This is a genomic window from Ferrimicrobium acidiphilum DSM 19497 (genome assembly GCF_000949255.1).
In the GTDB taxonomy this organism is placed as follows: domain Bacteria; phylum Actinomycetota; class Acidimicrobiia; order Acidimicrobiales; family Acidimicrobiaceae; genus Ferrimicrobium; species Ferrimicrobium acidiphilum.
Genome location: NZ_JXUW01000021.1, coordinates 41,673 through 52,295 on the forward strand (window position 1 = coordinate 41,673; position 10,623 = coordinate 52,295).

11 protein-coding genes and 1 rRNA gene are annotated in these 10,623 nt (G+C 54.8%); 10 read left to right on the forward strand and 2 right to left on the reverse strand.

The features are described 5' to 3' along the window. Window positions 1-67: 67 nt before the first annotated feature. The 10 genes from rrf (at window position 68) to FEAC_RS10070 (ending at window position 8,930) form a co-directional block, all read left to right on the forward strand. Window positions 68-185: ribosomal RNA gene (rrf, locus tag FEAC_RS10025) — 5S ribosomal RNA — on the forward strand. A gap of 99 nt (window positions 186-284) precedes the next feature. Continuing rightward, complete coding sequence (locus FEAC_RS10030) at window positions 285-659, forward strand: YidH family protein (protein WP_160290377.1); 375 nt, start codon at window positions 285-287, stop codon at window positions 657-659. Window positions 660-1,343: 684 nt separating this feature from the next. Next, window positions 1,344-2,342 (forward strand): aldo/keto reductase, encoded by a 999-nt coding sequence (locus FEAC_RS10035; RefSeq protein ID WP_035391985.1) that lies wholly within the window; start codon window positions 1,344-1,346, stop codon window positions 2,340-2,342. 73 nt (window positions 2,343-2,415) lie between these two features. Then, window positions 2,416-2,847 carry a hypothetical protein gene (locus FEAC_RS10040; protein WP_035391982.1) on the forward strand — a complete coding sequence of 144 codons (432 nt, stop codon included), beginning with the start codon at window positions 2,416-2,418 and terminating at the stop codon, window positions 2,845-2,847. A gap of 386 nt (window positions 2,848-3,233) precedes the next feature. After that, complete coding sequence (locus FEAC_RS10045; protein WP_081901290.1) at window positions 3,234-4,049, forward strand: aspartyl/asparaginyl beta-hydroxylase domain-containing protein; 816 nt, start codon at window positions 3,234-3,236, stop codon at window positions 4,047-4,049. 199 nt (window positions 4,050-4,248) lie between these two features. After that, window positions 4,249-5,715 (forward strand): FAD-dependent oxidoreductase, encoded by a 1,467-nt coding sequence (locus tag FEAC_RS10050; protein WP_035391980.1) that lies wholly within the window; start codon window positions 4,249-4,251, stop codon window positions 5,713-5,715. Beyond that, a complete protein-coding gene (locus tag FEAC_RS10055; RefSeq protein WP_035391977.1) occupies window positions 5,712-6,836 on the forward strand; it encodes a hypothetical protein in 1,125 nt (374 codons plus the stop codon). Before FEAC_RS10050 ends, FEAC_RS10055 begins: the two co-directional genes overlap by 4 nt. Next, a complete protein-coding gene (locus tag FEAC_RS10060) occupies window positions 6,833-7,999 on the forward strand; it encodes a heterodisulfide reductase-related iron-sulfur binding cluster (RefSeq protein WP_081901289.1) in 1,167 nt (388 codons plus the stop codon). The genes FEAC_RS10055 and FEAC_RS10060 overlap by 4 nt, the downstream gene beginning before the upstream one ends. Continuing rightward, window positions 7,996-8,586 carry a glycerol-3-phosphate responsive antiterminator gene (locus FEAC_RS10065; RefSeq protein WP_052566199.1) on the forward strand — a complete coding sequence of 197 codons (591 nt, stop codon included), beginning with the start codon at window positions 7,996-7,998 and terminating at the stop codon, window positions 8,584-8,586. Before FEAC_RS10060 ends, FEAC_RS10065 begins: the two co-directional genes overlap by 4 nt. Before the next feature lie 71 nt (window positions 8,587-8,657). Further along, a complete protein-coding gene (locus FEAC_RS10070) occupies window positions 8,658-8,930 on the forward strand; it encodes an HPr family phosphocarrier protein (RefSeq protein ID WP_035391975.1) in 273 nt (90 codons plus the stop codon). 477 nt (window positions 8,931-9,407) lie between these two features. On the opposite strand, the gene FEAC_RS10075 is transcribed toward FEAC_RS10070, so the two are convergent. Both FEAC_RS10075 and FEAC_RS10080 read right to left on the reverse strand, forming a co-directional pair. Further along, entirely contained in the window at window positions 9,408-9,941 is a 534-nt protein-coding gene (locus tag FEAC_RS10075) for a transposase (protein ID WP_052566200.1), read from the reverse strand. A 119-nt stretch (window positions 9,942-10,060) separates the two neighbouring features. Next, on the reverse strand, window positions 10,061-10,623 hold a 563-nt coding region (locus FEAC_RS10080), incomplete at its 5' end, for a group II intron maturase-specific domain-containing protein (protein WP_272867006.1).

Consider the following 10,623-nt stretch of genomic DNA (forward strand, 5'->3'; position numbering starts at 1 on the left):
GCTCGCTCTTTCGTTCTCATGATGAGAACACACAGCACTAGATCGATGATCTAGGTTGACAATTTCGAGCGGTGGCAATGGCGGTGGGGAGACACCCGTTCCCATTCCGAACACGATCAGTTAAGCCCACCCGCGCCGATGGTACTTGGGGGGAGGCCCCCTGGGAGAGTAGGGCACTGCCGCTCGTTTAACAACCCCCCTCCTCGTGAGGGGGGTTGTTCTGTTTTGGGGGTGGTTTGGTTGGGGAGTTGGTATACCAATACGTAGATGACTGGGGGTGTTCTGTGGGTATTAGGAATTTTGGTGATCATGCTGCTAACGAGAGGACATTGCTCTCCTGGATTCGATCAGGAATTGCCGTGATGGCTTTCGGTTTCCTGGTTGAGAAGTTCACTATTTTTCTCTCCTATATCGGAGCGGCACTTCACCAGCAACAGAGGTTTCGTTCATCGGTGAGTGCACAGGCTGTTGGACTCGCGCTCGTCGCTCTTGGCTTAGCTGCTATCGCCTCCGCTACCTATCGGTATCGCGTTCGTGGTCTTACGATTGATGCTGAGGCGATGTCGACGGCGGGGCGTTCGCGCACTGCTGTCGGATTGGGCATTGGGTTGACTCTTATAGGTATTTTCCTATTTGTCTACCTAGCTGTAGGCCTGTAGCATAGCGTCTGGCGTCTGGTACTTCGACTTGCTATTTTCATCGTGGGGCGGGCCCGTGATTGGAGTTTTACCGTGTTAGGGAATGACAAAGGTCCAGGCATTAGCCGGCTCGGTGGTGCCAGTGCGGCTTGCGGATAGTGCAAGGTGGTTTCTGGTTGAATCGACAGGACACGTGTAGTCCGGTAGGTTCTGATGCACCTCGGTTCCCGCTTAGTGCATCATTCTGATGTCTGCCCATGCTACTGCTGGCTTTGGTGTGGTTATCAGATCCGCTGTAGTCCAGTCGTTTTTGGGGTTCGCTCGGTTGCATGTCTCAGGGTTTATTTTGCCTGGTTTAGCAGGCGCTGATGTTTATTGCGTTTCGTCATGTTGGACGGCGAGTTGGGCGTGTTTTAGTTGAGCTTTGTGAGTGTTTGCGGTCGTGTAGGTGCCATTCGCGCAGCTGTGATGGTGATATAAGTCAGTCTGACCAGTTTCGTAGCTGCGTGTTCCCAGGAGTTTGGTTCGATGTTGCTTTCTCGTCGATGGAGTCATCCACCGACCTTTGATTCGAAGTCATGATCGATTGGATATGGAGGTTTGGTTCAGTTGTGTCCTGTTCGCTCTTTTGCTTTGGATTTGTTGGTTGTCAGGGCCGTGGTAGGGTCGGAGTAAGAAGTAGGTGTGTTGAAAGGTGGTTGTTTGATGAGTGATGAGGCTGTTCGTTTAGGGTCGACGGGGCTGAAGGTGTCGCGTTTGTGTCTCGGCACCATGACCTTCGGGCTCCAGAGCGGGGAGGAGGAGGCCGTCAAGATCCTTGACACCGCCTTCGATGCAGGAGTTTATTTTATCGATACCGCCGATGTCTATCCGCTCGGTGGTGGAGTCCGTTTGGCCGGAACCACCGAAGAGATCCTAGGACGTTGGCTTAAGGGTAAGCGTGACAAAGTAGTCCTTGCCACCAAGTGCTATGGTGCTACGGCTAAGGAGCCGTTCCAGCAGGGAAATTCGCGCAAACATATCTTCGACGCGGTTCACGCATCGTTGCGACGGCTCGGTACTGATTATATCGATTTGTATCAGCTCCACAGATATGATCCGGATACCCCACTAGAAGAGTCTCTTGGGGCCCTGGATGACTTAGTGCACATGGGTAAGATTCGGTATGCAGGCTGTTCTAACTTCCCCGCGTTCCGATTGGCTAAGGCAAATGGTATCGCCGACGGAAAGGGGTTGGCGAAGTTCTCGTCGGTCCAGCCGCGGTATAATCTGCTGTATCGAATCATAGAGCGAGACCTGTTGGAGCTGGCAACCGAGGATGGCGTCGGAGTGATACCGTATAACCCTATTGCTGGTGGCTTGTTGTCGGGCAAGCACCAGCCGACGGAGGGCCCGTCTGAAGGTACGCGTTTCAACTCTACACCAGCGAGCGAAATCTATCGAGAGCGCTATTGGCATGAGGAGATGTTCGCAACGGTTGAGAAGCTCAAGGCTATTGCTGTACGCGAAGGTGTGAGTCTCGTCACTCTTTCTGTCGCTTGGGTGATGCGCCAAGGAGGTATCACATCACCAATCATTGGTGCTTCGCGAGCTGAGCAGCTCAGCGATTCCATCGCTGCGATGAACTATGTGGTGACCGATGAACTCGATGCCGAACTGCGAGGGTTGACCGATCAGTATTTGACTGGTCCTGCGCTGGTTTGAGTGTGGCTGCTCAAAATTCAGATGCAAGCACCGGTGGCGATAGACTGCCTTCAGTTAGTGAGCGGAGGTAGTAGTGGGTGAGATCGGCAAAGTCATAGGACTGATATTGGTTCTGGTGGCGGCTGCCGGATTGGTGGTCAGCTTCGTCGTGTGGCGGAAGCGTCGACAGCCGACCGGGTTGATGGTTCTTCGGTCGGCGCTGCCTGACAGGGAGGAGCAGAGAATAGCCTTTGGTCACTTGCGCACAGGTACTTTGCCGGATGATCCCCACCTGGCCGGGGTGGTTGTTGAGGTCGCACAGGCGACTGTGAGTCAGTGGGATCCGTCGGCGATCTACGGCGTTGTTTTGGTACTGCTGATAGGCGAGTACCTGATTCGACCAGCAGGAGACCTGATCGTTATCGGTGTTATCTACCTCCTTGTCGCGGCATGGGGTGTGCGTTCACGCCGAAAGATGCGCGATCGTGCGCGTCTGATCTTGGCTAGTTCCGGCAGCGGTAGTTAGATCTCGTTCGAGTTCGCCGTTCGGGTGGGCCATCTGATCTAGTTGGTATTCGGGTTTCTTTGTGCCACATAAAATGGGATCTGACATCGGCCGGCGAGATGGGCATCTACGTCGACGGAGACGGGTGACGCGGAAGAGTTATGAGTGGCGTGCCGTGGAACAAAAGTTTGGTTCGCGGCAAGCGTGTTAGCTTGCCGACAGACCAGGGACGGGTTTCGATTCCAATGCTGATTGAGTAGTTCAGGGCGGATGTTGACTGGGTTGACGAAGGTCCATCGCTACAGTAGTAAAACTCTGTACGACCATGACCTGCTAAACTTGCAGCTGAGAGAGTAGAGGTGTGCTTTGTGTGCACTATCCGTCGCCATCAGAGAGGAGGAGATAGTATGACCAAAACTTGGCAGGTGGCACTTCAAGAGGCGCGCGATAACCTCCGGTCCGCCGGTACCGATCTTAAGGAGGTGCGTGAGGATCTTCGGGAAGCAGCGTTGAACGGTGGAGAGGCGGCTATTTTCGGCCTCGAAGGTTGGCTGCTGAAGTCTTCGATCGTACCGACGACACCGTTTATGGATCCGGAGATTTTCCCGTGGACCAAGACACTCGAGGATGGCTGGAAGGATATGCGTGCAGAGCTCGACGAGTTGCTTGGACGCCGTGATGATCTTCCGAACTTCCAGGATATCTCTCGTGATGTCGCCTCGATCTCTGATGATGATCAGTGGAAGACGGTCTTTTTTATGGGGTACGGCTACCGTTCCGCGGCCAACTGGGAGCGTTGCCCAAAGACGGCAGCATTGCTAGAGCAGGTACCTGGAATGACGACGGCATTCTTCTCAATTCTTAGCCCTGGGAAGCACCTGCCTCCTCATCGCGGTCCCTATCGTGGTGTGCTGCGCTACCACCTAGGACTGAGGATTCCAGAGCCTAAGGAACTCTGCGGAATCGAAGTCGGAGGTGAGACTCGGCACTGGGAGGAGGGCAAGAGCTTGTTGTTTGATGATGGCTATCAACACAGTGCATGGAATGATTCAACGGAGCTACGAGCGGTGCTTTTCCTGGACGTGGTTCGACCGATGTCCGGGGCAGCCAAAGTCACCAACGACGCGTTGTTAAAGGCTATTGCTTACTCTCCTTTCCTGCGCGATGCCAAGAAACGGCATGAGGCGTGGGAGCGACGCTTCGAAGGGAGCATCCGACAGTAGGCTAGACGTTGGATCGGGCTCGTGTGTTTGAGCGTAAAGAGATCGAGTTCTGAGGCCATCACCTTGACTTTGGTGGACCATCGATCTAGTATGAAGATCAGTCGATTCGACTGCTAGACGTGGCGTTTGATTTGTGAGAGCCCGACAGCAATTGCTGTCGGGCTTGTCTCGTTTTAGCCGTTGGGAGGGGTGTGTTGATGTGAGAGTTGTAGTCATCGGCGCTGGCGCCACTGGTTTGGGCGTAGCCTGGGACCTTACACTTCGTGGGATCGATGTCACTGTGGTAGAGGCACGCGAACTTGGTGCTGGCACCTCCGGACGCTTTCATGGGCTGCTCCACAGCGGCGGTAGGTATCTCGTCACTGATCCATCTGCGGCCAAGGAGTGTTATAGCGAGAACATGCTGTTGCGTCGGATTGCGTGCGACGCAGTGGTGGCAACCGGAGGGTACTTCGTGAAGAAGTTCGGTGATGACAGCACCTTCGAGAGTCGTTGGTTGAGCCAGGCCGAAGAGTTGGGAGTGCCCACCCACCCGGTGAAGGTTGCTGAACTGGTTGATGAATTGCCGATGCTGACTCGCGATGTTCAGCGCGCCCACTGGGTCCCCGATGGCGTCCTCGAGGGGTTCACCATGCTCTCAATGTTGGTACAAGCGATCGAATCACGTGGATCTAGGCTGTTCGATCACACTAAGGCGATACGGTTGCGACTTGATGGTGATCGTGTGAGCGGTGTCGAGGTCGAAGGTGTGGGCGGGTATCGAGTTCTCGAGTGTGATGCGGTGGTGAACACAGCCGGCCCATGGGCTGGGATCGTCGCTCGTGATTGGGGTCTCGACATAAAGGTTCAGCCATCATATGGACTGATGCTCATATTCGCCAATCGCCGCATGAACAAGGTTGTCAACCGGTTAAAACCACCTGGAGATGGAGATATCTTCGTCCCCCATCGAGAGGTGGTTATTCTTGGCACCACCGATGTCGCTCAGGGATTACCGGATGCGCCCGAGCCAAGACGTGCCGAGGCGATACGGTTGATGGAGCTGGGAGCTGAGTTGGTTCCAGATCTAGGTTCATGGCGGGTGCTTCGAGGGTTCACGGGTGTTCGTCCCCTCTACGAACCCTCTGGGGTTACTGGTGATTCACGAACAGTATCGAGGGACTTCGCGGTCCTCGATCACGGTGAGACCGACGGTTTGAATGGAGCGTTCTCTGTGTTGGGAGGTAAGTGGACTACGTTTCGCTTGATGGGCGAGGCCCTTGGCGAAAGATTGGCCAAGGCGCTCAATGTTGATAGCCCAAGCCTCAGTCGTGAGGTTGCTATAGAGCGAAGGCATGTGAGATCGGTGCCGTCTGCTCCGAAAGCTCGTGGAGCCCTGCTGTGTGAATGTGAGCAGGTATATGAGGCTGACCTAGATGAGTCGACGGCAACTTCGCAGATGCAACGGCGCTTTGATACCTGGTTTGCCATGGGTCCGTGCCAAGGTACCTTCTGTGCCCACAGAGTGCTAGGTCGAGAGCGAGCTGTGGGTTTCGCTGATGAGCTCTCATCATTGCGGCGAGAGCGTGAACACGGCCTAAATGCCGTGGGTTGGGGCGCCAGTGCTCGCTTGATTGCGCTCGAGCAGTCGATTGCAGCTCAATCCTTAGGAGAGGATGCCAGATGACTAAAGCAGCCATAGTAATTGGCCGGGGCCCAGCGGGTTTGCTCAGTGCGAGCTACCTCAGCCAGCGAGGCTGCGAAGTGACTGTCATTGCCGACGCCGAAGGCAGTCTCGCTATGTGGCCAAGCGACTTCAGCTTTGGTAGGACCCAAGACGCCCACCAGAGTTTTCCTATTCAGCTGTCGTTAGTAGAGTGGCTGCACTCCTTTCGCGAACTAGTCTCGCTCTTCGATACTTTCGGCGTCACCCTTGTTTTGCCCACGATAGAAGGGATCCCTTGCACGGTGACAGCTATTGGTAGGCTTCGACCTACGTTCGCGACACCGAGCTGGCAGTACTCCTCGATTGAGCCTGAGGATCTTGTCTTTGTCGGGGTAGACGGACTCGCCGACTCCATTGTTGAGGCACAAGTGGCTAGCTACCGCGAGCACAGCCATCGAGACGCCATTGCCTGCACAATTCCGAAGCCGCCTGGTTGGGACCAGAGCTGGGGAGCGCTCCGTTTCGCAATCTATCTTGACAGCGACGCTGGCATTGATTGGTTGACCGACCAGTTGAAGTTGGCCTTGAGTGGGCTTCCCGTTGGCAGAGCTGTGGTGCTGCCGCAGGTTCTCGGACTTGACCGAACCGACGAAATCATTAGCCGGCTCTCGGCTGAACTTGAACGTAGCGTAGCCGAATTCCCGCTTCTTTCTCCTAGTGTTGGCGGCATACGTGTGCGGGATCGTTGGGAACGTTGGTTGCGACACCAGGGCGTCCGATTTCTGAGTGGGAGAGTCGAGGAGATCTCGCCAGCGCCAAGGATCGCTTTGGGCGACGGTCGAGTCTTCGAGAGCGATTACGTGTTCCTCGCCACCGGCGGTGTTCTTGGTGGCGGTGCAAAAGTCGCTATCGATGGCCATGTCACAGATGGGCTAGTAAATCGAGGGCTTGGACACATGGAACAACTTAAGGATCTCAATTCACTTGGTCATCGAGATATCGATTGTCTCGGGGATGGGCGAGTGCTGGCGGTTGGTCGTGCGATGGGTGGCTGGAACCCGAATCGTGATCACAACGGCGGAGCAATGGTGGTGTCGACGGTGAGAGCCGCGCTAGAGATGCATGCGAGGGTAGACCTATGAGACGATTCGAATATGAGGACGCCTGTATTAAGTGTTCGATATGCGTAACAGCCTGCCCGGTATATCGGGTTGACCAGCAGTTTCCAGGGCCGAAGGCGCTTGGCCCTGATTGGTATAGACGGCATCAGGCAGGTGAGCAAAAGGCGATGGAGCACGTGATTGATTGTACGTTTTGTCAGCTGTGCGAGGAGGCCTGTCCCGTTGATGTGCCGATCGCACACCTGATAGCCGAGCACAAACAGTTTGCGAACCAGTCGCCACGACTTAAGTTGCGCGACTATCTATTGACCCACCCTCAGTGGTTAGCGATGGCTCCATCCTTGGTGAAGGCTCCAAAGCAGCTAGGCGTGCCCCTTGGGGTGAGTGCAAAGACACAGTGGCCGACACCCTCTCCGACGAAACGCAACTATCGCCACCAGTCGACTCGACGGCACTACGACGGTCGCACTGTCGGTATCTATGTCGACTGCTTTACCCGAGGATTCGACTCAGAGACACTGCTCGCCGCGACTGCTATCCTCCAGCGGTTAGGGTTCAACACGGTAAACCTGCCCACTGCAAGCCATTGTTGTGGCGCCGCCGCTTACGCCTCGGGCCTGATTGGCGAGGCCGAGCGGACTGCTAAGGTGACTCATCGTGCGCTTCGGAGGATGACGAGCCAGCTTGAGGCTATTGTTACTTTGAACGCCACCTGCGATGACACCTTGCGTGTCGAGTGGCCGCGTTATTTCGGATTGACACTTTCGGTGCCGGTAACCCCGTTTGTAGAGTTCGTACTTGCCAACGCGAATCCTAGCTTCTTCGCTGAGCTGCGTTCGAGACCATCTCAAGGGGTTCTCTACACCCATGCAACCTGCCGCTCCAAAGCGGCAAAGGGGGAGGGGACGCTTTTTTCACTTGTTCAGCAGGCAAGTGAGCAGGGTCCTCGGATTCTGGAGATTAGCTGCTGTGGTGCTGCTGGTTCCTATGCGTTTAAGTCAGAACACACCGAGGTCGCCAGGGCGTTGGGTGGTCGAGCCGCTCGGGCCATCGATGAGCCAGGTATGATTCTCACCGATAGCGGTACATGTGCGATCCATCTTGAGGAGTTGACTGGCTACCGCAGTGTACACCCTGCTCGATGGATGCAGTCTCAGCTTTCAAGCACGGAGGTGTTGCAGTGACTTCGCGTCCTGATGCTATTGACCCAGACGAGATTCCAAAGATCATATTTGCGGCCAGAGACCCAGCTGACGTGCTCGCTATGGTGGCTGACACCGAGCCCACTTGGGTCTTCCTGCTTGGCGGCAATGCTGGAGAGGTGTTGGGTGCCTCCAAGCTGTTGAGTGATCGAGGATTTAAGGTCTTTGTCCATGTAGATATGCTGCATGGTATCACCAATGATGGTGAGGGAATTCGCCTACTTGCTAACCTTGGCCATCCAGCTGGGGTTATCACGACGCACCCATCAGCAGTGATCGCCGCCAAGAAGGTAGGGTTGCTGGCGATCGAGCGCATTTTTCTGCTAGATAGCTCTTCCGTTGACTCTGGGCTTCGCAACGTCGCTCGCACTCAGCCTGATGCGGTTGAGGTGTTGCCAGGTGTTTTGCCAGATCAGATCACGACGGTCGTTGACGCCATTTCTGTGCCGCTTATTGCTGGTGGATTAATTACGCGCATCGACCAAGTAACGGCGGCGCTAAAGGCTGGGGCACTTGGGGTATCGACCAGTTCAGGTCTACTACTCGCTCATGCCCAGGGTCTGGCTTAGGATTGCTTGCTATGAGTGAGACTGGAAAGAGCACGAAGAGGAGATATATAACACTGTGACAAGGAGGATCGATGGCAGCTAGACGATTGCGAGTTATTGACCCATCGGGACTCCATGCCAGACCTGCAGCTCGGTTCGTAAGGGCTATGCATGCTGCAGGAGTAGAAGGCACGGTGTCCAAGGGCGACAAGGTGGCTAGTGTTGGTAGCATTCTGGAGATTCTTGGCCTTGGAGTCGATGCCGGGGAGGTGATCGTACTGGACCTTAGCGAACAGGCCGACGATGTCATTGCTAGTCTCGCTGACCTTATTGAGCCCTGCAATGATAATGGTGAGAGCTTGTGATTTAGGCTTGAGTGATTCTAGATTTGGATTCACGTCAGTGTAGTAGCACTCATGTAAAGTGAGCTCCCGTTGCTAAGCTTCCTGTTCTTTATTAGAATCCTGAGTTTCGGCATGAAGTAAAATGGTGGCTATTCTCGAAGCTTTCGATCTGCCTGCTTCGGGTTTCAATGTCTGCTGACCAAAACAGGGGCGATCAGTCTATTGTGATCAGCTAAATATGTAAACATAGCAAGAAGTGGGAATAAAAATCTGGTTTCGTGCGCATGCCCTGTAAGAATAGTGTACCATCGAGGGTGGGTGGGAGAAACTGAGAACCCAAGTCCTTGGTTAGGGCTTGGGTTTTTTGCTGTTTTGATCCACCTATGGTTCCGCGAGAAGGAGTAAGTAATGGCTACGAAAGTGCGATATGGTAAAACCGGTTGGCGCGCTACCGCTTGGGGAGAGCTGCTATCAGAGTATTTAGGGCTCTATTGACATTCATGTGGATAAACTCGCCCTTTCATAGGGTAACTTCAAGTCAATCGGTCCACAAGCTAGCATCACCAGGGCCAGGGTAGCCTTGGCGGAGTGAAACCCATACGAGCGGGCAATGATGGAGCGAACTTTGGTGTTGAGTCCCTCGACCCTTCCATTGGATACCCCAAGTCTGATGGAGGCAAGTATCCCGTCTCGATGAGTTCGGATGGTCTTTGAGAGTCGGATGAAACTCGATAGTCGTGAGCGTGAGGCTCGCTTGCACCAGTGATCGAGCATCTCATTCACCTCGTCGATTTCGAGGTCTCCAGCAAAGATCGCCCGTAGGGACTCCTTCATCTCATAGGCTCGCCATAGGGCTCCTCCTCGTTGTTTGATGGCTAAGAGGGCTAGTCCTTGACGCTTGGTTAGGGTTCCTGGATTCTTCAACAGTGCCCACCGTGCCCCAGCGAACTTACGGGCATAGACAGGAGAGGGAAGCTTTCTCATCTCCCGCCAGAGATCCTTGCGTACCTCCTCTAGGGCCTCGGTTCCCAAGTAGGGTCGGACCAGAGCGCCCTACCAACGTTTCCGCTGGTGGGTTTCTCTGGTCCGCCCTCCGAACCGGACTTGCGACTTCCACCGCATCCGGCTCTCCCCGAACCCATGCCATCTGGCTAAGATGCCTTCTCCTCTATCCCCGCCCACGGTGAAGGGATTGCCGCACCACGATAGCGGTAACGGGTCACTTGGACTGACCTGCAGTCAAAGAGTACTTCACCGTCTTGCTCGGGCATCCAGGCGTTGGCCAGGTAATGCCGTCGCAACCACCCCCAGTTCGCACGGCGATATTTCCGCCGTAGCCAGTGCACTACCCTTAGCCAGGTGTACTGGTGTAGGTAGGCGAAGCTATCTTTGGATACGCCATGTCGGAAGTAGTTTGTCCAGCCCCTCAGAACACCATTAATCTGGCGCAAGAGACTAGAGAGCGGGTTATTCGTTCCCTGTTTGGTAATCGCCTTAACCTTGGCTTTGATCGAGGAGAGCGACTTCTTCGACGGCCAGGTATAGACGTATGCCTTGTTTGATCCTCTCTTGGTCTGTCGCTGGATGCGAAAGCCGAGAAAGTCAAACCCCTCGTCAATGTGGACGGTCATCGTCTTCTCCGGTGATAGGCGTAGACCTACCTGGGAGAGTACCACCGCAACCTCGGCTCGCAAGGCCTCGGTATGTTCCTTAG

What these genes read in the sequence shown, in the direction of transcription:
- FEAC_RS10070 (WP_035391975.1), top strand. Translation starts at nt 8,658, where the DNA reads ATGGCAGCTAGACGATTGCGAGTTATTGACCCATCGGGACTCCATGCC.
- FEAC_RS10035 (WP_035391985.1), top strand. Translation starts at nt 1,344, where the DNA reads ATGAGTGATGAGGCTGTTCGTTTAGGGTCGACGGGGCTGAAGGTGTCG.
- FEAC_RS10055 (WP_035391977.1), top strand. Translation starts at nt 5,712, where the DNA reads ATGACTAAAGCAGCCATAGTAATTGGCCGGGGCCCAGCGGGTTTGCTC.
- FEAC_RS10060 (WP_081901289.1), top strand. Translation starts at nt 6,833, where the DNA reads ATGAGACGATTCGAATATGAGGACGCCTGTATTAAGTGTTCGATATGC.
- FEAC_RS10045 (WP_081901290.1), top strand. Translation starts at nt 3,234, where the DNA reads ATGACCAAAACTTGGCAGGTGGCACTTCAAGAGGCGCGCGATAACCTC.